Raw genomic sequence first — 21,709 nt, forward strand, 5'->3', positions numbered from 1 at the left:
CCCTCCACCTGTGGGGGGCGCGGACCTGTTTTGTTCGACCCCACCGTTCCGAACCCTCCTCATATCTCGTATGGTGGAAGAGTCTTTCCGAATTTTGTAGCTGGTTACCTTGTACCGGCTGGTAGGTGGGACGATCGGACAACAGGTCCTGCCGCCACCCGCTGTGGAGCGTGGGCCCTGTGTTGTTAAGCGAACCAGGGACAGAAGAGGAAACACGGCCATGGCAACGGCGCCCAGCGTCTCGTATTCGATGACGGTCCGCCTGGAAGTGCCCGCGAGCGGAACCGCGGTCTCCCAGCTCACCACCGCCGTGGAGTCCTCCGGCGGCTCGGTCACCGGTCTCGACGTGACCGCCTCGGGCCACGAGAAGCTGCGGATCGACGTCACCATCGCCGCGACCTCCACCGCGCACGCCGACGAGATCGTGGAGAAGCTGCGCGGCATCGAGGGCGTCAGCCTCGGCAAGGTCTCCGACCGTACGTTCCTGATGCACCTCGGCGGCAAGATCGAGATGTCGTCGAAGCACCCCATCCGCAACCGTGACGACCTCTCGATGATCTACACCCCGGGCGTCGCCCGCGTGTGCACCGCCATCGCCGAGAACCCCGAGGACGCGCGCCGCCTCACCATCAAGCGCAACTCCGTCGCAGTCGTGACGGACGGCTCGGCCGTGCTGGGCCTGGGCAACATCGGCCCGATGGCCGCGCTGCCCGTCATGGAGGGCAAGGCGGCCCTCTTCAAGCGCTTCGCCGGCATCGACGCCTGGCCGATCTGCCTCGACACCCAGGATTCCGACGAGATCGTCGCCATCGTCAAGGCCATCGCCCCGGGCTTCGCCGGCATCAACCTCGAAGACATCTCCGCGCCGCGCTGCTTCGAGATCGAGGCCCGGCTGCGCGAGGCCCTCGACATCCCCGTCTTCCACGACGACCAGCACGGCACCGCGATCGTCGTGCTCGCGGCCCTCACCAACGCACTGCGCGTAGTGGGCAAGGCAGTTGAGGACGTCAAGGTCGTCATGTCGGGCGCCGGCGCGGCCGGTACCGCCATCCTCAAGCTGCTTCTCGCGGCGGGTGTGAAGAACGCCGTCAGCGCCGACATCCACGGTGTCGTGCACGCGGGCCGCCCCGACCTCGTCGACGCGGCGGCGGACTCCCCGCTGCGCTGGATCGCCGACAACACCAACCCCGAGGGCTACACCGGCACTCTGAAGGAGGCCGTGGTCGGCGCCGACGTCTTCATCGGCGTCTCGGCCCCGAACGTGCTGTCCGGCGAGGACGTCGCCGCCATGGCGGAAGGCGCCATCGTGTTCGCGCTCGCGAACCCGGACCCCGAGGTGGACCCCGCCGTGGCCCGCCAGACGGCCGCAGTTGTCGCCACCGGCCGCTCGGACTTCCCGAACCAGATCAACAACGTGCTCGTCTTCCCGGGTGTCTTCCGCGGTCTGCTGGACGCCCAGTCCCGCACCGTGAACACCAGCATGATGCTCGCCGCCGCGACCGCGCTGGCGGACGTCGTCGGCGAGGACGAGCTGAACGCGAACTACATCATCCCGTCGGTGTTCAACGACAAGGTCGCCGGCGCGGTGGCCGGAGCCGTCCGCAAGGCCGCCTCGGCCGCCCAGAACGGGCCTGTGACGGGCCTCACGGCTCCCTGATCCCCGGCGCGTCGCGAGATGCGGGCCCGCCGGGCCGCCTCTAGGGTTGCGGGGATGCCAACGAGCTCCGCTGTTCGCATCCCACGGGTGCGGACGGAGCGTCACCGGGGCGTGACTGTGGCGCTTTTCGTGTGACCCCGGCGGGTGCCGGATTGGCTTTCCCGCCGCTGGTGGGGGCAGGATGCGTAACCGGGCGAGAGGGTCTGACGTTCAGACCCGGGTCCGGGGACTGTCCTAGGGCCCTGGCAGCATCGGCTTCGATCTCACGCCTCTAAGGCAAGTTGAACACGGGAGTACAACATGAACCGCAGTGAGCTGGTGGCCGCTCTGTCCGAGCGCGCCGAGGTGACCCGCAAGGACGCCGACGCCGTTCTGGCCGCGCTCGCCGAGACCGTCGGCGAGATTGTCGCCAAGGGCGACGAGAAGGTCACCATCCCCGGCTTCCTGACCTTCGAGCGCACCCACCGTGCCGCTCGCACCGCGCGCAACCCGCAGACCGGCGACCCCATCCAGATCCCGGCCGGCTACAGCGTGAAGGTCTCCGCGGGCTCCAAGCTCAAGGAAGCCGCCAAGGGCAAGTAAGTCCTGCCCCGGCGCCGGGGGCCGCACAGGCCTCTGGAACGTCGAGCACAGCAGAGACGCAGCAGTACGTAGAACGGTGAAGGGCGGCCACCCCGGGCGGGGCGGCCGCCCTTCTGCCTGCCCGGGGGCCGCCGGGGCCGCCCGGACGTCGTACGGGGCCCAGGCGGGCCCGTGAGGCCCCGTCAGCGCCCGTCAGGGCCCTCCGGGGGCGCCCTGGACGTCGGCGGGGCGCGGCGGGGCGCGGTGGGGGGCGCGGCGGGCCATGCGAAAGCCCCCCGGGCCCTTGCGGGGCCCGGGGGGCTTTCGGTGTCCGTACGGGTGTACGGCGGAGGTGCTAGACGAGGTCGCCGCCCGGCAGCTCGACCTTCGCACCGAGCTCGACGAGCTTCTCCATGAAGTTCTCGTAGCCGCGGTTGATCAGGTCGATGCCGTGGACCCGCGAGGTGCCCTCGGCGGCCAGCGCCGCGATCAGGTACGAGAACCCGCCGCGCAGGTCGGGGATGACCAGGTCGGCGCCCTGCAGCTTGGTCGGGCCGGAGACGACCGCCGAGTGCAGGAAGTTGCGCTGGCCGAAGCGGCAGGCCGAGCCGCCCAGGCACTCGCGGTACAGCTGGATGTGAGCACCCATCTGGTTGAGCGCCGAGGTGAAGCCGAGCCGCGACTCGTAGACCGTCTCGTGGACGATCGAGAGGCCGGAGGCCTGCGTCAGGGCCACGACGAGCGGCTGCTGCCAGTCGGTCTGGAAGCCGGGGTGCACGTCCGTCTCGAGCGCGATGGCGTTGAGCGGGCCGCCCGGGTGCCAGAAGCGGATGCCGTCGTCGTCGATCTCGAAGGCGCCGCCGACCTTCCGGTACGTGTTCAGGAAGGTCATCATCGAACGCTGCTGGGCGCCGCGCACGTAGATGTTGCCGCCGGTGGCGAGGGCCGCGGAAGCCCAGGAAGCGGCCTCCAGGCGGTCCGGGAGCGCCTTGTGGTTGTAGCCGCCGAGCCGGTCCACACCGGTGATCCGGATGGTGCGGTCGGTGTCCATGGAGATGATGGCGCCCATCTTCTGCAGCACGCAGATGAGGTCCTCGATCTCCGGCTCCACGGCGGCGTTGCTGAGCTCGGTGACGCCCTCGGCCAGGACGGCCGTCAGCAGCACCTGCTCGGTCGAGCCGACGGAGGGGTAGGGCAGGCGGATCTTGCAGCCGCGCAGCCGCTGCGGGGCCTCCAGGTACTGGCCGCCCTCGCGCTTCTCGATGGTCGCGCCGAACTGGCGCAGCACGTCGAAGTGGAAGTCGATCGGCCGGCCGCCGATGTCGCAGCCGCCGAGGCCCGGGATGAAGGCGTGGCCGAGGCGGTGCAGCAGGGGCCCGCAGAAGAGGATCGGGATGCGCGAAGAGCCCGCGTGGGCGTCGATGTCGGCGACGTTCGCGCTCTCGACGTGGGTGGGGTCGAGTACGAGCTCGCCCGGCTCCTCGCCGGGACGGACCGTCACCCCGTGCAGCTGGAGCAGACCGCGCACGACACGCACGTCACGGATGTCGGGAACGTTGCGCAGCCGGCTGGGTTCGCTGCCGAGCAGAGCGGCGACCATGGCCTTGGGCACGAGGTTCTTCGCACCGCGGACACGGATCTCGCCCTCGAGCGGGGTACCGCCGTGGACAAGCAGTACATCGTCACTGATGCCGGTCATGAATCTCGCGTTCCGGAGAGGGTGGGCAGGGGGACCAGGGAAAAGGGTAAGGGCCATCACCCCCTTGTTCGTAAGGGCGACGTGGCCTGATGACTGTCATGAATTCGGTACAACACCCTCCGTATCCACCACATGGCGGAGCGTTGCGTTCCGGCTGCTCCGTCCGTGCGCGCTCCTCGCTGCCGCCGTGCGCCCTGAGCTGCGAGCGGTCCGATCTGCCCGCCCGCTCCCCGCGAAGGGGCGATGTGCGGGATCATGGCGGCATGACCGAGGTGTCCTCCCTCACAGGGCGGCTGCTCGTGGCCACCCCCGCCCTCGCGGATCCGAACTTCGACCGCGCGGTGGTGCTGCTGCTCGACCACGACGAGCAGGGCTCCCTCGGCGTGGTCCTCAACCGGCCGACCCCGGTGGGCGTCGGCGACGTCCTGCTGCCCTGGGCGCCGCTGGCCGGAGCCCCGGGCGTGGTGTTCCAGGGCGGGCCGGTGGCGCTGGACTCGGCCCTGGGGCTCGCCGTCATCCCCGGCGAGGAGGGGCCGCTCGGCTGGCGCCGGGTGCACGGGGCGATCGGGCTGGTCGACCTGGAGGCGCCGCCGGAGCTGCTGGCCCCGGCCCTGGGGGGCCTGCGCATCTTCGCCGGTTACTCCGGCTGGGGGCCGGGCCAGCTGGAGGAGGAGCTCGGCGAGGGCGCCTGGTACGTGGTCGAGTCGGAGCCCGGAGACGTGTCCTCACCGGACCCGGAGCGGCTGTGGCGGTCGGTGCTGCGCCGCCAGCGCGGCGAACTCGCGATGGTCGCCACCTATCCGGACGACCCGTCGCTCAACTGACTGGCGCGGGGTTAAGTACCCTGGGTTCCATGAGCACTCTTGAGCCCGAGCGCGGGACTGGCACGGGGACCCTCGTAGAGCCGACGCCGCAGGTGTCGCACGGTGACGGCGACCACGAGCGCTTCGCCCACTACGTCCAGAAGGACAAGATCATGGCGAGCGCGCTCGACGGGACCCCCGTCGTCGCGCTCTGCGGCAAGGTCTGGGTACCGGGCCGGGACCCGAAGAAGTACCCGGTCTGCCCCATGTGCAAGGAGATCTACGAGTCCATGGGCCCCGGCGGGGACAAGGACAAGGGCGGCAAGGACAAGTAGGTCCCACCCTGTCCTCCCTCCCTTTCGCGGGACCCGGGCCCTCGGCGCACCACGGTGCGTCCGGGGGCCTTTGCCGTGCCTGCGGGGCGCGTTAGGGTCGGCGCGACGAGCACCCGGCGGAACGTGCGTTGCGCAGGGCGCAACCGGCTGCCGCGAAGGGCTGACGCATGGACCTGATCCGCACGGGCCTGATCCCCGCACCCCGGGTCGTACTCCTCGACGAGGACGGGCGCCGCTTCGCGTTCGGCCCGGAGCCGCTCCTCGACGCCGGGCCCGGCACCGCATCCGTCGCCCGCTGGATGCGGCGGGAGCTGGGTGCGGCCACCGGATGGGCGCTGCCCGCCGCCGGGGCGGGGGCGGGGGCCGGGGTCGGGGGAGACGCGGTCGCGGAGCTGCGGCTGCGGATCGACCCGGACGCCGCGGGGGACCGCGGGCCGGAGTCGTACCTGATCGACATCGGCGAGGGCGGGGCGGAGCTGACGGGCGCGACGGCCGCCGGGCTGTTCTGGGGTGCCCAGACCCTGCGCCAGCTGCTCGGGCACGACGCGTACCGCAAGGCGCCGCTGCCCGGCCGCAGGTGGAGCCTGCCGTACGCCCGCGTCGCGGACGGCCCCCGCTTCGCCTGGCGCGGGATGATGCTCGACGTCGCCCGGCACTTCATGCCCAAGGACGGCGTGCTGCGCTACATCGACCTGCTCGCCGCCCACAAGCTCAACGTGCTCCACCTGCACCTGACGGACGACCAGGGCTGGCGGATCGAGATCAGGCGGTACCCGCGGCTGACCGGGGTCGGGGCCTGGCGTGCGCGCAGCCGCTGGGGCCACCGGGCCTCGCCGCTGTGGAACGAGACCCCGCACGGCGGCTTCTACACGCAGGACGACATCCGCGAGATCGTCGCGTACGCCGCCGAGCGGCACGTCCGGGTGGTCCCGGAGATCGACGTGCCGGGGCACTCGCAGGCCGCGATCGCCGCGTACCCGGAGCTGGGCAACACCGACGTGGTCGACACGGCGGCGCTCGGCGTCTGGGACGACTGGGGGATCTGCGAGAACGTCCTCGCGCCGACCGAGGCCGTGCTGCGCTTCTACGAAGGGGTCTTCGAGGAGCTGCTGGAGCTGTTCCCGGTGGAGGTCTCGCCCTTCGTGCACGTCGGCGGCGACGAGTGCCCCAAGGCGCAGTGGAAGGCATCCCCGGCCGCGCAGGAGCGGATCCGCGAGCTGGGCGTCGACGGGGAGGACGGGCTCCAGTCCTGGTTCGTCCGGCACTTCGACGGCTGGCTCGCCGAGCGCGGGCGGCGCCTCATCGGGTGGGACGAGATCCTGGAGGGCGGGCTCGCGCCGGGCGCGGCCGTGTCCTCGTGGCGCGGCTACGCGGGCGGGATCGCCGCCGCCGAGGCCGGGCACGACGTCGTGATGTGCCCCGAGCAGCAGGTGTACCTGGACCACCGTCAGGCGGGCGGCGGGGACGAGCCGGTGCCCATCGGGTACGTGCGCTCGCTGGAGGACGTGTACCGCTTCGAGCCGGTGCCGCCGAAGCTGTCGCCGGAGGCCGCCGCCCATGTGCTGGGCGCCCAGGCCAACATGTGGACCGAGGTGACGGAGGACCAGGGCCGGGTCGACTACCAGGTGTTCCCGCGGCTGGCGGCCTTCGCCGAGGTGGTGTGGTCGTGGCAGCCGGCGCCCGAGGAGCGCGACTTCGCGTGGTTCGAGGGGCGGATGGCCGCGCACTACGCGCGGTTGGACGCCCTGGGCGTCGGCTACCGGCCGCCGGGCGGCCCGTTGCCGTGGCAGCGGCGGCCGGGAGTGCTCGGGCGACCGATCGAGGGCGCGCCCCCGAACGTGTGACACGGGCGCGGAGGGGCCGGCCTGAACGAAAAGGGAACGCCTCCGGAACTCTCGCTGGAATTCCCGCTATACGGGGAAAATCGGGCAATAAGGGAGGAGGGTTGTCGAAGGCCGTGTGACGGGGCCCTCCACCCCGTACGGGACACCGCGCGCGGCGGCGGGGCGCCGGGCGGACCCTCGCGCCGGGCGGCCCGGAAGATGTGCCAGAGTTGCCACGTCCCGGCGGTGAGCACGTACCGTACGGCGGACAGGCGTGAGCGCCAGGACCGGGACATCGGGAAGGGGCAGCTGGGTTGACCACGCACGCACCGCACGCACCGCACGCACCTGATTCACCTCAGGGGGCTCAGGGGCAGCAGGCGGCGCAGTCCGTGACGCTGCCGGCCTCGCTCGACGAGGCCGTCGCGGCGCTCACCGCCATGCCCGCCGCCGTTCCCGTCGCGGGCGGCACCGACCTCATGGCCGCGGTCAACGCCGGACTGCTGCGGCCCGCCGCACTGGTCGGCCTGGGCCGGATCAACGAGATCCGCGGCTGGCAGTACCAGGACGGCCACGCGCTGCTCGGCGCCGGCCTCACCCACGCCCGGATGGGGCGGCCCGACTTCGCCGCCCTGATCCCCGCGCTCGCGGCCGCCGCGCGCGCCGCCGGGCCCCCGCAGATCCGCAACGCCGGCACCCTCGGCGGGAACATCGCCACCGCCGCGCCGACCGGGGACGCGCTGCCCGTGCTGGCGGCGCTGGAGGCCGTACTGGTCATCGTCGGCCCGGGCGGCCGGCGCGAGATCCCGGTCTCGCACCTGCTGGCCGGGCGGGAGATGCTGCGGCCCGGTGAGCTCATCGGCTTCGTGCGGGTGCCGCTGCTGCACGCCCCGCAGGTGTTCCTGAAGGCGACCGGGCGGACGGGACCCGGGCGCGCGGTGGCGTCCGTGGGCCTCGTGCTGGACCCGGCGCGCCGCGGTGTGCGCTGTGCGATCGGCGCGGTGGCCCCGATGCCGCTGCGGCCGCTGGAGGCCGAGCAGTGGGTGGCCTCGCTGATCGACTGGGACGGCGGGCGGAGCCTGGCCCCCGAGGCGCTGGAGGCCTTCGGCGAGTACGTCGCGGCAGCCTGCGTCCCCGACCAGGGGGAACCGGTGGCTCCCGGCGTACTGCACCTGCGGCGGACGGTGGCCGTACTGGCACGGAGGGCCCTCGGAAGGGCGCTGACCTCATGAGCGAGAACGAGAACGAGAACGTGACCCAGGGGAACGGCACGGCGGGCTGGGGCTGGGAACCGGTCCCGCAGGGCGGCGAGTACGACTCGGACGCCACGGCCTTCGTGAAACTGCCGCAGGACATGCTGGACGCGCTCGGCACCGGTGAGCCGCTCGCGGCGCCCGGGCACGGCTACGTGCCGCCGCCGATGATCGTGCCGCTGGGCTCGGCCAGCACGGACCCGGCGGCCACCGGCACGTGGGCGATCCCCGTGCAGTGGCCGGAGGCGGGCGGCGATGCGGCGGCCCCGGGCGCGGGCTCCGGTGCGGCTTCCGGTCCGGCGTCCGGGTCCGTGGGCGGCCCGATCCCCGCCTCGATCCCCATCCCGGCATCGGTGGCGGCCGCGTTCGCCGACTCCGACCCGGAGGCCGAGCCGGCGCACGACCCCGGTGCGACGGCGGAGTGGCGGTTCCCCGAAGGGGTGCACGAGCCCGAGGAAGCGCCCTCGACGACCGGCCAGTGGGCCGTACCGGACTTCGCGCAGCAGCAGGACTTCACGCAGCAGGGCGACTACCGCACGGGCGGCGGCCTGGACGCGGACTGGAGCCAGGCCCCGGCAACTCTGCCGGGCGGCGCCCCGGCCCCGTGGGCGTACCTGACGCAGCAGCCGGCCGCCGAGCCGGATTCGGGCCCCGCCGGGACGCACGGCCAGGACGCCGGCGTCCTGCCCGGCACGGACGAGGCAGCGGCCGCTTCGGCCGCTGCCGCCGCCACGGCGCACGCCGCCGGACGCCTGCTCGGCGGGCCCGGTGTGGGCGCCGCGGGCCGCGGGCCGCGGGTACTGGGCGGCCCCGGCGTGGGCACTGCGCTGCAGGAGGCCGAGCCCGCACACCAGGCGCCGCACGACATCGAGGCCGCGCACGGCCCGGCGGCGACGGCGCACGCGGGGGAGCGGCCGCACCCGGGAGCCGCGGCGCAGGAGCCGCCCGCGGCGGCCGGCGGCGTGGACCTCTTCGGCGGAGCACGGGTCGAGCCGCCGGTCGAGGCGCCGGTCGAGGCGTCGGTCGCGGACGCCGCGCAGCCGGCCGAACACGACGAGCCGTCCGACCTCTTCGGGAATGCCGGTCATGCCGGGCACACCGGTCATGTCGCGCATGCGGAACACGCCGAGCATTCCGACCTGTTCGGGCATGCGGGGCGTACGGGGCACGCAGGGCGCGCAGCGCAGCAGTCGGGGCATTCCGGCCCATCCATGCACTCCGCGCACTCGGCGCATCCCGCCGACACCGACGGGCACGGCTTCGCGGCCTTCGGCCAGGCGCCGGAGCCCGCGTCCGAGCCCGCCCAGGACGGCCGCGCCCCCGCGGCGGAGGCAGCCCCGGCGGACGGCCACGGCTTCGCGGAACCGGGCCGCGCGCCCGCACCGGACCACGCCGACGCCGACGGGCAGGCGCCCGCCGAAGCCGCCCCGGCTCCCGCGGAGGTCCCGGCCGGGTCCACGCCGGAGGCGGACACCGCCGACAGCGCGGCGGAGCTCCCGCCCGAGGGAACCGGCGAAGGGATCCCGGCGGAGGTGCCGGCGTACGAGGACGGGACCGGGCCCGCCGCCGTCGTCCACCACGAGCACCCGCACGCCTCCTACGTGCTGCGCGTCAACGGCGCCGACCGCCCCGTCACCGGAGCCTGGATCGGGGAGTCCCTCCTCTACGTGCTGCGCGAGCGCCTCGGCCTCGCCGGCGCCAAGGACGGCTGCTCGCAGGGCGAGTGCGGCGCCTGCGCCGTGCAGGTCGACGGCCGGCTCGTCGCCTCCTGCCTGGTCCCGGCGGCCACGGCCGCCGGAAGCGAGGTCCGCACCGTCGAGGGCCTCGCGGCGGGCGGGGAACTCTCGGACGTGCAGCAGGCGTTGTGCAGGTCGGGTGCGGTGCAGTGCGGATTCTGCGTGCCGGGCATGGCCATGACCATCCACGACCTGCTGGAGGGCAACCACGCCCCCAGCGAGCTGGAGACCCGTCAGGCGCTCTGCGGCAACCTCTGCCGGTGCTCCGGCTACGCGGGGGTCGTCGAGGCCGTGCGCGAGGTCGTGGCCGGGCGGGAGGCCGCGTCGGCCGCCCCCGCGGACGCGGCGCAGGCCCAGACGCAGGGGCACGTTCAGGCACAGGGGCACGTTCAGGCGCAGGGCGAGGGGGCGCCGGAGCCGCGCATCCCGCACCAGGCAGCGCCCGGCGAGGGCGGCATCCACCACGGAGGCACGGCGTGAGCGGGCAGGACGCGGCGACGGCGACGGCGACATCGGCCGTGAACGCCACGGTGACGGCCATGACGGTCCCGGGGGCCGAGGCCGCCGAACCGCAGGCACCGCGCGGCATCGGAGCCTCCGTGGAGGCCACCGACACCCGCGCCAAGACCGAGGGCACCTTCCCCTACGCCGCCGACCTGTGGGCCGAGGGCCTGCTGTGGGCCGCCGTGCTGCGCTCCCCGCACGCCCACGCCCGGATCCTCTCCATCGACACCAAGGCCGCCGCGGAGATGCCCGGCGTGCGCGCCGTCGTCACCCACGCCGACGTGCCCGGCGCCACCACCCACGGCCGCCGGATCGCCGACCGGCCGGTGTTCGCCCACGACGTCGTGCGCCACCACGGCGAGCCCATCGCCGCCGTCGCCGCCGACCACCCCGACACGGCACGCCTCGCCGCGGCCGCGATCGCCGTCGAGTACGAACTGCTCGACCCGGTCACCGACCCCGAGCAGTCCTTCGGCGCCCCCGCCCTGCACCCCGACGGCAACCTGATCCGGCACATCCCGCTGCGCTACGGCGACCCGGAGGCCACCGGCGAGGTCGTGGTCGAGGGCCTGTACCGGATCGGCCGCCAGGACCCCGCCCCCATCGGCGCCGAGGCCGGACTGGCCGTGCCCCGCCCCGACGGCGGCGTCGAGCTCTACACCGCCTCCACCGACCCGCACACCGACCGCGACCTGGCCGCCGCCTGCTTCGGCCTGGAACCGGACCGCGTACGCGTCGTCGTCACCGGCGTGCCGGGCGCGACGGCCGACCGCGAGGACGCCGCCTTCCAGCTCCCGCTCGGCCTGCTCGCGCTGCGTACGGGCTGCCCGGTGAAGCTGGCCGCCACCCGCGAGGAGTCCTTCCTCGGCCACACCCACCGCCACCCGACCCTGCTGCGCTACCGCCACCACGCGGACGCGGAGGGCCGCCTGGTCAAGGTCGAGGCGCAGATCCTGATGGATGCGGGCGCGTACGCCGACGCCTCCGCGGAATCCCTGGCGGCGGCGGTGGCCTTCGCCTGCGGCCCGTACGTCGTCCCGCACGCCTTCGTCGAGGGCTGGGTCGTGCGCACCAACAACCCCCCCTCCGGCCACGTCCGCGGCGAGGGCGCCATGCAGGTGTGCGCCGCGTACGAGGGCCAGATGGACAAGCTCGCGGCCGCCCTCGGCATCGACGGCGCGGAACTGCGCATGCGCAACGTCCTGGCCACCGGCGACCTCCTCCCGACCGGCCAGACCGTGACCTGCCCCGCGCCGGTGGCGGAACTCCTGCGCTCGGTCCGCGACTTCGAGCTGCCCGCACTCCCCAAGGACGCCCCCGAGGACGAGTGGCTGCTGCCCGGCGGCCCGGAGGGCGCGGGCGAGCCGGGCGCGGTGCGGCGCGGCGTCGGCTACGGGGTCGGCATGGTCCACATGCTCGGCGCGGAGGGGGCCGACGAGGTCTCCACCGCCACGGTGAAGGTGGTGGGCGGCGTGGCCACCGTCATCTGCGCCGCGGTCGACACCGGCCAGGGCTTCGGCACGCTGGCCCGCCAGATCGTCCAGGAGGTCCTGGGCGTCGACGAGGTGGCGGTGGCCCCGGTGGACACCGACCAGCCGCCGGCCGGCCCGGCGGCGCACGGCCGCCACACGTGGGTGTCGGGCGGCGCGGTGGAGCGGGCCGCGAAGATGGTCCGCACCCAGCTCCTCCAGCCGATGGCCCACAAGCTGGGCATGTCGACGGAGCTCCTGCAGATCCAGGACGGCCGCATCACCTCCTACGACGGCGCGTTCTCGATGTCGGTCACGGAAGCCATGGCGGGCAAGGAACTCTGGGCGACCGCCCAGTGCCGCCCCCACCCGACGGAACCGCTGGACGCGGACGGCCAGGGCGACGCGTTCGTCGGCCTCGCCTTCTGCGCGATCCGCGCGGTGGTGGACGTGGACGTCGAGCTGGGCTCGGTACGGGTGGTGGAACTCGCGGTGGCCCAGGACGTGGGCCGCATCCTGAACCCCCGCCAGCTGGAGGCCCGTATCGAAGCGGGCGTCACCCAGGGCGTGGGCGCGGCCCTGACGGAGAACCTCCGCACGGTGGCCGGCCTGGTCCGCCACCCCGACCTGACGGGCTACGCCCTGCCGACCGCGCTGGACGCCCCGACGGTCCGCATCGTGAAACTGGTGGAGGAGCGCGACGTGGTGGCCCCGTTCGGCGCGAAGGCGGCGAGCGCGGTCCCGGTGGTGACGACCCCGGCGGCGATCGCCTCGGCAGTCCGCGCGGCGACGGGTCGCCCGGTCAACAGGCTCCCGATCAGGCCGTCCGCGGCGGTGGCTTCGCCCAACTCGTGACCGTGTGACCCGCATTGCACGTGCAACCCGGACTTGGGGCTGTCGGTGCCGGTCGCTAGAGTGATCGACGAGAGTGTGCGCGCGCACGTGCGAACGGGTGCGAACGGGGACGGGGAGTCGGGGAGACCATCGTGGCGGAAGACAACGGCGGGATTCTGGCGGTAGGCCTCTCGGGGGATGTCGCGGCGTCGATCAGAGCCCAGGCAGAAGCCCAGGCGCGGGCCGCGGCCCTGCAGATCCAGTACGACGACATGAAGGACTACCAGAAGCTGGTGGACGGCCTCCTGACGAAGCTTCAGGATTCCCCGGCGCACCACGGCACCCTGGCGGACGGCACGATGCCGGCCGGAGTCCTGGGCACAGGCTTCCCTGCGGCCGAGAAGCTCAACAAGTCCTACACCACCGTCCACTCGGAGCTGCAGAAGCTGTCGAAGGGGCTGGCGGTGCAGATCGAGGCCCTGGGTATCGCCGTCCAGTCCGCCGGCAAGGGCTACAGCGAGGTGGACGAGGAGACGAGGCGGCGCATGGCCGTCATCTCCAAACAAGCCCGCGACGAGTACGTTCCGGAGCGTGACCCGTACACGGAAGAGAAGGGCGTCAGCTCGGAGCCGAACGGGAAGAAGGGGGCTGTCTACGGATGAGCGGATTCGAGAGTTACACGCACGCACAGCTCTACGCGATGATCGCAGCGCTCGACGACGAGGCGGTCAGCGCTCGAGGAACGCAGCTCACCGAGGCCGCCAAGACCATCAAGGAGATCGGCGAAAAGCTCAAGAAACACAAGGTCAAGGGCTGGGAGGGCGAGGCGGCCGAGGCGTTCCAGAACTGGGTGAACCAGGCGGGAAGCGCCACGCTGGTCCTGGCCGACTACAGCGAGGCGGGCGGCAAGTACCTGACGCAGACGGCCCAGGTCATGCGCGAGGTCAAGCCGAAGAACGGCACCGGCGACATGCCGAAGTACAGCGCGTCGGCGGAGGCGAGCCTCAAGGAGGACCTCGCCACGTCCCGTGAGTACCACAACGACCCGGACGCGGTGCAGCTTGGCCAGGAGGCTTGGTCGAAGCTGAGCGGTGACCACGCGCGTGCCGTGGACGCGATGAACAAGCTGTCCGGGTCGTACGAGCAGTCGTCGGCACAGATGGACAAGGCGACGATCCCGACGTTCCCGCCGCCTCCGCAGGTGTTCGTGCCGCCGGATTACTCCACCGATATGGAACGGGGACGTTCGGGGGGTGGTTCCGGACCGGCGAGTTACTCGGGGGGTTCGGCGTCAGGTAGCAACGGTTCTACGAACGACCCGGGCTCGGTGCCCGGGTACCAGTCGAAGACGGACGACGTGCTTCCGGCGGTCTCCGTGCCGGCTACCCCTGATCGCCACGTGGACGTAGACCTCGACGCCGTCGCCACGCTTCCGCCGCTGACCACGCCGACGGTGACGACCACACCCGGGCCCCCGCCGACGACGAGCCTGGTGGGACCCACTCCGGGCCCGCTCGTCCCGCCTGTGACCCTTCCGCCGGTAGGCGGGCTCAAGGGTGGACCTGGGCCGTTCGCCACCGGCTCGGGTATCGGCCCGTACCCGGGTACGGTCGGTCCCGGCCTTCCGGGCGGCAAGATGATCGGCACACCAGGCATGCCCCCGCGTGACGCTGGCATCACTGGCGGCCGTCCGGTGACTTCCACCGGCCCGAGCTCGGGTATCCCGCGCGGCACGGTCATCGGCGAGGGTTCTCAGGCAGGTCGTCCCATGGGCGGCGGTATGGGCCATGGTGCCGGCGGCCACTACGGAGGCAGCCAGCTAGGCTCCCCCGTCGGACGCCGACTGGCGTCGGAGCCCGGAGGCGTCGTCGGGGGGCGTCAGGCCGGTGCGGTCGGTCGCCCGATTGCGGCGGGCCAGCCGTTCACCCAGGGCGGTTCGGGTCTCGTGCGCAACGGTGCGGGTGCCATGGGCCACGCGGGTACCCAGACTCCGGGCCGGCGCCGGGACGACCAGGGGAGCGAACGCCCCGACTACCTGGCCGAGGACGAAGAGACCTGGCAGGGCAACCGTCGTGTTGTCCCGCCGGTGATCGACTGAGCAGAACGGACGTTGCACGGGATGCACATGCGCAAGGCGACCGCTGGCCTGGTGGGCCTTCTGCTGGCCGGGGTCGCCGCGACTCCGGCCCACGCGGAGACCATCCGATCGCAGCAGTGGCATCTCGACGCGATGAAGGCCGACGAGACCTGGAAGATCAGCACGGGCAAGGGTGTCACCGTCGCGGTGATCGACGACGGGGTCAGGGAAATCCCCGAATTGGCAGGGCAGCTCGTCCCGGGAAAGCGGTTCACCATCAAAGGTGGCGACGGGCCTACCGACAAGGGCAGCCACGGTACAACCATGGCCGCCCTGATCGCCGGAACGGGGAAGCACCCGAGCGGTGACGGCGGCTATGGCTTGGCTCCTGGTGCCAAGATTCTCCCAATCCTCGTTGACAACAATGAAAAGGCAACGCCAACGTGGGTTGCGGCAATCCGGTACGCGGCCGACTCTGATGCCAAGATCATCAACATGTCCCTAGGGATCGATGGAACACCCGAGGATGACCGCGCGAGGGCTGAAGCGGTGAAGTACGCCTTGTCCAAAGGCAAGCTGATCTTTGCCGCCGTTGGCAATTATGGCGATTCGACCAATGAGCTCGCCTACCCAGCCGGGACCCCGGGAGTGGTGGGTGTTGGAGCGGTGGATTCTTCAGGCGAACCGACGAAGGAGTCACAGCACGGGCCACAGGTGGATCTGGCCGCGCCCGGTATGGACATTGTGACGGCTTGCACGTCGAAGACGGGCCTCTGTACCAGCCACGGAACCAGTGACGCCTCCGCCCTCGCCTCCGCCTCCGCCGCCCTGCTCTGGTCCGCGCACCCCGAGTGGACCAACAACCAGGTCCTGCGTGTCCTCCTGAACAACGCGGGCAAGCCCGTCGACGGGTCTCAGCGCAACGACTACGTCGGCTACGGCATCGTCCGGCCCCGGGTCGCGTTGCAGACGCCCGGGGATCCCGGTCCTGCCGATGTCTATCCTCTGCCCGACCTGGCCGCCGCATCCCAGGCAGGGGCCAAGCCCGCCTCGCCCGACGCCGCGTCGTCGTCCAAGCCCCCCGCCCCGCAGGCCGCCGAGGAGAAGAAGGGCGGCAGCTCACTCCTGTGGGTCGGGCTGGGGCTCGGGGCGTGTGTGCTCATCGGTGGGGCCGTGACCGCGGTCGTCGTTCGCCGCAACCGTTGATCTGATCCGATCCGACCCCTTCCGACCCGGAGGTTCACGCGATGTCGTTCGACGAGGAGTGGTCGGCGGCTCGCGCCACGGCCGCCGCCGGCGTCACCATGCGGCTCAACCAGGCCCCGGCCGACCCCGGGGGCGGAGCCGGCGGCGCCGATCTCGCGCTCGACCAGGACCAGATCGGAGCCGTCGGCTCCGAGGCGTACAAGCTGCACTCCCGCCTCCAGACCGACGGCAAGCACGCCGCCACCGCGACCGCCGAGGCCGCCGCGGCCCTCACCCGGGAGGGGTTCGCGAGCGGGGCCGCCCTGCTCAAGGCCGGCAACCTCTGGGAGACCCAGGTGAAGACCCTCGTGGCCGCCTGCGCCACCGTCTCCAACGGCCTGAACTACTCGCTCTCCTCCCACGCCAAGGACGAGCAGCAGCTCCACGCGGATTTCACGGCGTCCGCCATCGACAAGTACCTGAAGTAGGCGAGGCGTTCCGCATGCTGACGTACGAGAACGTGATGAACGCGCCCCTGGACAAGCTCCAGACTGCGATCACCGACTGGACGGCCATGGCCGGCAAGCTGGACGAGATGGCCGAGGACGCCCGCAACGGCATGAAGGCGAAGTCCGACAAGGCCGAGTGGAGCGGGGTCACCGCCGGGGTGGCGCGCGGGTTCGTCGACAAGACGGCCAAGGAGTTCGAGGACGCGGCCAAGGCGGCCAAGGGGATGCACCTGGTCCTCGCCGACGCGCACGCCACCTTCAAGGCCGCCCAGGACGAGCTGAAGAGGCTCGCCGCAGAGGCCCCGGCAGCCGGCTTCCGGATCGACGCCACCGGGCGGGTCAGCGCCGTCCCCCTGCCCACCGAGGCCGAACGGAACGCGGCCCGCCACGACCCCGACTACCAGCAGACCCTCACCGCGAACCGCAACGCCTGGCAGTCCCGGGTCGACCGGGCCGTGGAGAACGCCCAGGACGCCGACGACTCCCTGGTCCGCGTGCTCGGGGCGAACGCGACGGACGAACACGACTTCAGCGGACCGAAGTTCACCACCCTCGACGCCGAACAGGCCTCCCGCGCCGCCGACCTGATGAAGAAGGTCACCGGCCCGGGCGGCACGGCCCGCAACGTCGAGGCGCTGCGCGAGCTGGAGGAGCTGCTCGACGACAACCGCGAGGACCCCGAGTTCTCGACGGGCCTGTTCCGGACCATCGGCGCCGAAGGCACCCTGCAGATGTACTCCGCGATGTCCCTGGACGCGACGAGCCTGGGCGCAGCCGGCAAGGACCGGGCGCTGATGGTCGCGAACATCCAGAGCGACATGGGCGCGATGCTCGGCCTCGCCACCCACAAGGACGTCCCGGGCCACCTCGACGCGGCCTGGACGGCCCAGCTGATGAAGGCCGGACGCAAGGAGATGGACGTCTTCGGCGGCGTCCGGCAGATCTACGGCTACCAGGCGCTCGGTGCGCTGCTGCGCGAGGGGAAGTACGACACCGAGTTCCTGACCTCGGTCGGCCGGGACATGATCGCCATGGACCGCAAGGACCCGGACGGCTGGGAGTTCCACACGCCGATCGGCCTGGAGACCGTACTGAACCAGGGTCCGGAGGGCGGCCGCGGTTTCTACCCGCTGACCGGGCTCATGGAGGCGCTGGGCAACAACCCGGACGCGGCGACGGCGTTCTTCAACGAGCCGGTCCGGGAGGACAGCAACAAGGACGGCATCGTCACGAAGGACGACAAGCCGGTCGGCGGCCAGCACGGCAAGGACCGGGGCATGGTCGACTACATGCTCGACAAGAAGCCGTACATGGACGGCTTCGACATCACCCCGACCGGCGATCTCCGCCCGGCCCACCAGGCACTCGGCGACGCCTTGATGGCGGCCGTCTCCCACCGCGGCCCCGGCGACGAGGACGCGCCGCCGGTCGCGCACACCAAGGAGATGGCGGCGGTCATGGAGCGGATCGTCGAGAAGATCGGCGACAAGCCGGAACTGGTCGACGCGAAGCCGGGGGACCCGGAGGGTCCGCTGAACGGCCTGTCCGGGCACTTCGGGCAGATGGCGGCGGAGTACATGCCGGACATCCAGGCAGCCGCGGACAACAACAGCCGCACGATCAAGGCCAACGGAGTGATGGCCGAGTTCGACAAGGCCGGCATGGCCAGGTTCATCGGGGCGGTGGGCCAGGACCCGGACGCCTACGGCGCGATGACCACGGCGCAGCGGACCTTCACCACCGTGCTGGTCAACGACGTGTTCGCCCATCGGGGCGAGTACGCCGATGTCGACGCGGCGATCAGGGTCGCCGTGCATCCGGGCGGAGAGGTCGCCGGCATGCTGGCCCAAGCCCGAGCCGAGGGAACATTCGGCGCGAATGCCCACAAGGTGGAGGAGTACGTCAAGGGCGTCGAGGAGAACGCCAAGTGGGTCAACCGGGGCATCAGTGCGGCAGGCGGAAAGTACCTCGAACTCGTACCCCTCGCCGGGGACGTCGTGGGGGCACTGCAGGAGGACATCGCGGCGAGCGTGGTCGAGGGTGCGAAGGAGGACATCGCGAAGAAGGTCGAGGGCAGCAATCAGCAAGCGGGGACCGACTTCACGAGGTCACAGACGGCCGCGTCGACCGCTGCCGCCGACTCGGTGCGCATCGCGGCGCGGGGGTCGGGTCTGTCCGAGCGGACGGTCAACTCATACGCGGGTGAGGCATCCACCGAGACGGCGAACGCGCACTCGGTGGGACGGGGCCTCGTGGCGACCATGAACGGCGGATCCTGATGTCCGGAGCGCGCGTTCCGTCCGCGGTAGTCGCCGTTGCCCTCGGAACGGCACTGCTGGCCGGCTGCTCGGACGGCAAGGCGTCGGCCGCGCCCGAGCTGCCCTCGTCCACCTGCTTCGGGGTGTTCACTCCGGCCGAGCTCGCGCCCTTCATGGGTACCGGTGACGAGGCGCGGGTCGACTCGCCGGGAGACCTCCGCCTGACCGCGAGCCGGACCAAGGCGATCTGCAACATCGATGTCGACGGCAAGCCCCGCTGGACCGCCACGGCGGAGCGCAGACCTGCGGGGCAGGAGGTCACCTGGGGCTCCGAGGTCGAGAAGCACGACCCCGACGAGCTGCCCTACGCAGGCAACAGCAGGCTGTGGGACAGCGGGGCCGCCGTTGTTCTCGGCTGCACGGGGCCCACGGAAACCTTCGACCTCACGTTGTTCATCGATGCCGTGCCGGACGGGCTGAAGCAGGAGCAGCGGCGCCCCGCGTTCGCCGCTCTGATGAAAAAGTTCATGGAGTCGGCGCGGCAGCAGACCCGCTGCGGCTCCTAGCCGGCCCGGGAAGACCGAGGCCGCCCGGGGGTGCGCCTGCCCCCGGGCGGCCTCCGCCCCGGCGCCGTGGCCGGGAGACCGGGCACACGGCCGTGGTGATGTCCTCGACCGTACGCGGGCGGTCGCGGGACGGGGAAGGAGACGGCCCGGGATGCAACAGGGCTGCCATGCCGCGTTCACGGACGGGCCGGGTCCTAGGACCCGGGGCCGAGGCCGGGATCGGTCGAACGGACAGGGTCGAAACGGGGCTGTGCACCTTACGCTGGGGCGATGAGCGCCCTCGAACCCCGCGTGCCCCAGAGAACCGCACCCCTCCCGACCCCGCCGCAGGGCGGGGTCATGGGGCCCGCGTACCGGACGCTCAGCATCGGGATCATCTCCGTCGTCTTCCTCATCGCCTTCGAGGCGACCGCCGTCGGCACGGCCATGCCCGTCGCCGCCCGCGAGCTCGACGGGATCGGGCTGTACGCCTTCGCCTTCTCCGCCTACTTCACGACCAGCCTCTTCGGCATGGTCCTGTCCGGGCAGTGGGCCGACCGGCAGGGGCCGCTCAAGCCGCTGACCGTAGGGATCGCCGCCTTCGCCTCGGGGCTCGTGGTCTCCGGGACCGCCGGCGCCATGTGGCTGTTCGTCCTCGGCCGCGCCGTGCAGGGCCTCGGCGGCGGACTGGTGATCGTCGCGCTGTACGTCGTCGTCAGCCGGGCCTACGAAGAGCGGCTGCGGCCCGCGATCATGGCCGCCTTCGCCGCCAGCTGGGTCGTCCCCTCCATCGTCGGGCCGCTCGCCTCCGGCACGGTCACCGAGCACCTCGGCTGGCGGTGGGTGTTCCTCGGCATACCCGTGCTCGTCGTCGTCCCCCTCGTCCTCGCGCTGCCCGCCATACGGCGCAGCGCCTCCGGTCCCGTGGGCGGCGAGCCCGCGGCCTTCGACCGGCGGCGGATCCGGCTGGCGCTCGGGATCTCCGTCGGCGCGGGCCTGCTCCAGTACGCCGCCCAGGACCTGCGGTGGCTCTCGCTCGTACCGGGCATCGCCGGCGCGGCCCTGCTGGTCCCGGCCGTGCTGGGGTTGCTGCCGCGCGGGACGTACATGGCCCGGCGCGGGCTGCCGTCCGTGGTGCTGCTGCGCGGGGTCGCCGCGGGGGCGTTCATCGCCGCCGAGAGCTTCGTGCCGCTGATGCTGGTCACCCAGCGGGGGCTCAGCCCGACGATGGCCGGCTTCTCCCTCGCGCTGGGCGGCGTGACCTGGGCGGGCGGCTCGTGGGTGCAGTCGCAGGGGCGGACGGCCCCCTACCGGCAACGGCTGATGGTGATCGGCATGGTACTGGTGGCGCTGGCCATCGCCGCCGCGCCCGCCGTGCTCATCGAGTCCGTCCCCGTGTGGACGCTGGCGCTGGCCTGGGCCGTGGGATGCCTCGGGATGGGCCTGGTGATCGGCTCCACGAGCGTGCTCCTGCTGAAGCTGTCCGCACCGCAGGAGGTCGGCGCCAACTCCGCCGCCCTGCAGATCTCCGACGCACTCGCGAACGTCGTGCTGCTCGCCGCCGGGGGCGCCGCCTTCGCCTCGCTCGGCGGCGGAGCGGTCGGGGCCGCGCACGCGGTGACCGCCGGCGGGGCGGGCGCCTCGCACCCCGCCGCCTTCGCGGCCGTGTTCCTGCCCATGGCGTGCGTGGCACTGGTGGGGGCGTGGGTCGCGACCCGGCTGGAGCCCGCGAAGGGCTGAGCCTCCCGCAAAACCCCGGTGCCGCCACCCCGGACCGGCGGCTACGTTTCCACCCATGAACGAGATCACCATCGGGCTTCCCGGCGCCGAGTGGGCGGAGCTGGGCGATCTGGCCGATGCCACCGGGCGCACACCCGAAGACGTCGTACGGGAGGCCGTACGGGCCCACCTGCTGGCCGAGCGGGAGAAGGTCGCGGTAGCGGCCGGACGGCTCGCCGAGCGGCACGCCCCGCTCCTGAGGAGGCTCGGCGAGTGAACACCACCGAGTGCCGGCGGCACCTCACGCTCGCCGAGGTCCTGGACCTCGCCGGCCACGCCTGCCTGGCCCAGGACCAGCCAGTCGAGCTGCGCGCCCCCGGCCTGCTGGAGTCCGCGGTGCACCGGCCCCGGGCGCGCATGTTGGGGACCCCCGCCTACGAGGACCCGTACGAGCAGGCCGCCGCGCTGCTCCACGGCATCGCCGCCAACCACCCCCTCGTCGACGGGAACAAGCGCACCGCATGGCTTGCGGCCGCGACCTTCCTGGCGGTCAACGGGATCGATCTCGCCGACGCCGACCAGGAGCTCGCCTACGACCTGGTCATCGACGTGGCGGCCGGGCACGAGACGGAGATCGCCCGGATCGCCGGCCGGCTGCGCTCCCTGTGACGGCTGCGTGTGACGCTCGCCGCACCGCCCGAGGTCACGGGCCTGTCCCTCCCCGAGGGGCGGGCCCGCCCCG

18 protein-coding genes are annotated in these 21,709 nt (G+C 72.5%); 17 read left to right on the forward strand and 1 reads right to left on the reverse strand.

All coding sequences use genetic code 11. The annotated features are described in order from the left end of the window. The first annotated feature begins 220 nt into the window (after positions 1 to 220). Positions 221 to 1,657: an NAD-dependent malic enzyme gene (locus OHA91_RS23510; RefSeq protein WP_030847449.1), complete on the forward strand. Its 1,437-nt coding sequence runs from the start codon at positions 221 to 223 to the stop codon at positions 1,655 to 1,657. A 300-nt stretch (positions 1,658 to 1,957) separates the two neighbouring features. Beyond that, positions 1,958 to 2,239, forward strand: coding sequence for an HU family DNA-binding protein (locus OHA91_RS23515; RefSeq protein ID WP_007264399.1), 282 nt, complete (start codon positions 1,958 to 1,960; stop codon positions 2,237 to 2,239). 334 nt (positions 2,240 to 2,573) lie between these two features. Here OHA91_RS23515 and murA read toward each other — a convergent pair whose 3' ends face one another. Further along, positions 2,574 to 3,917 carry a UDP-N-acetylglucosamine 1-carboxyvinyltransferase gene (gene murA, locus OHA91_RS23520; protein WP_031152415.1) on the reverse strand — a complete coding sequence of 448 codons (1,344 nt, stop codon included), beginning with the start codon at positions 3,915 to 3,917 and terminating at the stop codon, positions 2,574 to 2,576. 263 nt (positions 3,918 to 4,180) lie between these two features. Here murA and OHA91_RS23525 point away from each other — a divergent pair, with 263 nt between their 5' ends. The 15 genes from OHA91_RS23525 to OHA91_RS23595 all read left to right on the forward strand — a co-directional run bounded on the left by OHA91_RS23525 (position 4,181) and on the right by OHA91_RS23595 (position 21,636). After that, positions 4,181 to 4,741: a YqgE/AlgH family protein gene (locus OHA91_RS23525; RefSeq protein ID WP_031152413.1), complete on the forward strand. Its 561-nt coding sequence runs from the start codon at positions 4,181 to 4,183 to the stop codon at positions 4,739 to 4,741. Between the two features lie 29 nt (positions 4,742 to 4,770). Next, a complete protein-coding gene (locus OHA91_RS23530; RefSeq protein ID WP_030010729.1) occupies positions 4,771 to 5,055 on the forward strand; it encodes a DUF3039 domain-containing protein in 285 nt (94 codons plus the stop codon). Positions 5,056 to 5,222: 167 nt separating this feature from the next. Next, positions 5,223 to 6,899, forward strand: coding sequence for a beta-N-acetylhexosaminidase (locus OHA91_RS23535; RefSeq protein WP_266500790.1), 1,677 nt, complete (start codon positions 5,223 to 5,225; stop codon positions 6,897 to 6,899). A 293-nt stretch (positions 6,900 to 7,192) separates the two neighbouring features. After that, positions 7,193 to 8,110 carry an FAD binding domain-containing protein gene (locus OHA91_RS23540; RefSeq protein WP_078959374.1) on the forward strand — a complete coding sequence of 306 codons (918 nt, stop codon included), beginning with the start codon at positions 7,193 to 7,195 and terminating at the stop codon, positions 8,108 to 8,110. Then, a complete protein-coding gene (locus tag OHA91_RS23545; RefSeq protein ID WP_328739954.1) occupies positions 8,107 to 10,347 on the forward strand; it encodes a 2Fe-2S iron-sulfur cluster-binding protein in 2,241 nt (746 codons plus the stop codon). Before OHA91_RS23540 ends, OHA91_RS23545 begins: the two co-directional genes overlap by 4 nt. A 59-nt stretch (positions 10,348 to 10,406) precedes the next feature. Then, on the forward strand, positions 10,407 to 12,695 hold the full coding sequence (locus OHA91_RS23550; RefSeq protein ID WP_051893267.1) for a xanthine dehydrogenase family protein molybdopterin-binding subunit: 2,289 nt from the start codon (positions 10,407 to 10,409) through the stop codon (positions 12,693 to 12,695). A gap of 131 nt (positions 12,696 to 12,826) precedes the next feature. Next, entirely contained in the window at positions 12,827 to 13,336 is a 510-nt protein-coding gene (locus tag OHA91_RS23555; protein ID WP_328739955.1) for a hypothetical protein, read from the forward strand. Between the two features lie 38 nt (positions 13,337 to 13,374). Then, positions 13,375 to 14,772: a WXG100 family type VII secretion target gene (locus OHA91_RS23560; protein WP_328739956.1), complete on the forward strand. Its 1,398-nt coding sequence runs from the start codon at positions 13,375 to 13,377 to the stop codon at positions 14,770 to 14,772. Positions 14,773 to 14,793: 21 nt separating this feature from the next. Further along, entirely contained in the window at positions 14,794 to 15,957 is a 1,164-nt protein-coding gene (mycP, locus tag OHA91_RS23565; protein ID WP_328739957.1) for a type VII secretion-associated serine protease mycosin, read from the forward strand. Positions 15,958 to 15,998: 41 nt separating this feature from the next. Continuing rightward, positions 15,999 to 16,424, forward strand: a complete 426-nt coding sequence (locus OHA91_RS23570; protein ID WP_328739958.1) for a hypothetical protein — start codon at positions 15,999 to 16,001, stop codon at positions 16,422 to 16,424. 14 nt (positions 16,425 to 16,438) lie between these two features. Continuing rightward, entirely contained in the window at positions 16,439 to 18,724 is a 2,286-nt protein-coding gene (locus OHA91_RS23575) for a hypothetical protein (protein WP_328739959.1), read from the forward strand. Continuing rightward, positions 18,724 to 19,269, forward strand: a complete 546-nt coding sequence (locus OHA91_RS23580) for a hypothetical protein (protein WP_328739960.1) — start codon at positions 18,724 to 18,726, stop codon at positions 19,267 to 19,269. Before OHA91_RS23575 ends, OHA91_RS23580 begins: the two co-directional genes overlap by 1 nt. Before the next feature lie 270 nt (positions 19,270 to 19,539). Continuing rightward, positions 19,540 to 20,988, forward strand: a complete 1,449-nt coding sequence (locus OHA91_RS23585; protein WP_266500810.1) for an MFS transporter — start codon at positions 19,540 to 19,542, stop codon at positions 20,986 to 20,988. Positions 20,989 to 21,043: 55 nt separating this feature from the next. After that, positions 21,044 to 21,244 carry a hypothetical protein gene (locus OHA91_RS23590; RefSeq protein ID WP_031152388.1) on the forward strand — a complete coding sequence of 67 codons (201 nt, stop codon included), beginning with the start codon at positions 21,044 to 21,046 and terminating at the stop codon, positions 21,242 to 21,244. Beyond that, on the forward strand, positions 21,241 to 21,636 hold the full coding sequence (locus OHA91_RS23595) for a type II toxin-antitoxin system death-on-curing family toxin (RefSeq protein ID WP_031152386.1): 396 nt from the start codon (positions 21,241 to 21,243) through the stop codon (positions 21,634 to 21,636). Before OHA91_RS23590 ends, OHA91_RS23595 begins: the two co-directional genes overlap by 4 nt. The last annotated feature ends 73 nt before the right edge of the window (positions 21,637 to 21,709 follow it).

Origin of the sequence: Streptomyces erythrochromogenes, assembly GCF_036170895.1 — a bacterium.
In the GTDB taxonomy this organism is placed as follows: Bacteria; Actinomycetota; Actinomycetes; order Streptomycetales; family Streptomycetaceae; genus Streptomyces; species Streptomyces erythrochromogenes.

What these genes read in the sequence shown, in the direction of transcription:
- OHA91_RS23580 (WP_328739960.1), top strand. Translation starts at nt 18,724, where the DNA reads ATGTCCGGAGCGCGCGTTCCGTCCGCGGTAGTCGCCGTTGCCCTCGGA.
- OHA91_RS23570 (WP_328739958.1), top strand. Translation starts at nt 15,999, where the DNA reads ATGTCGTTCGACGAGGAGTGGTCGGCGGCTCGCGCCACGGCCGCCGCC.
- OHA91_RS23575 (WP_328739959.1), top strand. Translation starts at nt 16,439, where the DNA reads ATGCTGACGTACGAGAACGTGATGAACGCGCCCCTGGACAAGCTCCAG.
- OHA91_RS23530 (WP_030010729.1), top strand. Translation starts at nt 4,771, where the DNA reads ATGAGCACTCTTGAGCCCGAGCGCGGGACTGGCACGGGGACCCTCGTA.
- OHA91_RS23550 (WP_051893267.1), top strand. Translation starts at nt 10,407, where the DNA reads ATGACGGTCCCGGGGGCCGAGGCCGCCGAACCGCAGGCACCGCGCGGC.
- OHA91_RS23535 (WP_266500790.1), top strand. Translation starts at nt 5,223, where the DNA reads ATGGACCTGATCCGCACGGGCCTGATCCCCGCACCCCGGGTCGTACTC.
- OHA91_RS23515 (WP_007264399.1), top strand. Translation starts at nt 1,958, where the DNA reads ATGAACCGCAGTGAGCTGGTGGCCGCTCTGTCCGAGCGCGCCGAGGTG.
- mycP (WP_328739957.1), top strand. Translation starts at nt 14,794, where the DNA reads ATGCACATGCGCAAGGCGACCGCTGGCCTGGTGGGCCTTCTGCTGGCC.
- OHA91_RS23585 (WP_266500810.1), top strand. Translation starts at nt 19,540, where the DNA reads ATGAGCGCCCTCGAACCCCGCGTGCCCCAGAGAACCGCACCCCTCCCG.
- OHA91_RS23525 (WP_031152413.1), top strand. Translation starts at nt 4,181, where the DNA reads ATGACCGAGGTGTCCTCCCTCACAGGGCGGCTGCTCGTGGCCACCCCC.
- OHA91_RS23590 (WP_031152388.1), top strand. Translation starts at nt 21,044, where the DNA reads ATGAACGAGATCACCATCGGGCTTCCCGGCGCCGAGTGGGCGGAGCTG.
- OHA91_RS23560 (WP_328739956.1), top strand. Translation starts at nt 13,375, where the DNA reads ATGATCGCAGCGCTCGACGACGAGGCGGTCAGCGCTCGAGGAACGCAG.
- OHA91_RS23545 (WP_328739954.1), top strand. Translation starts at nt 8,107, where the DNA reads ATGAGCGAGAACGAGAACGAGAACGTGACCCAGGGGAACGGCACGGCG.
- OHA91_RS23510 (WP_030847449.1), top strand. Translation starts at nt 221, where the DNA reads ATGGCAACGGCGCCCAGCGTCTCGTATTCGATGACGGTCCGCCTGGAA.
- murA (WP_031152415.1), bottom strand. Translation starts at nt 3,917, where the DNA reads ATGACCGGCATCAGTGACGATGTACTGCTTGTCCACGGCGGTACCCCG.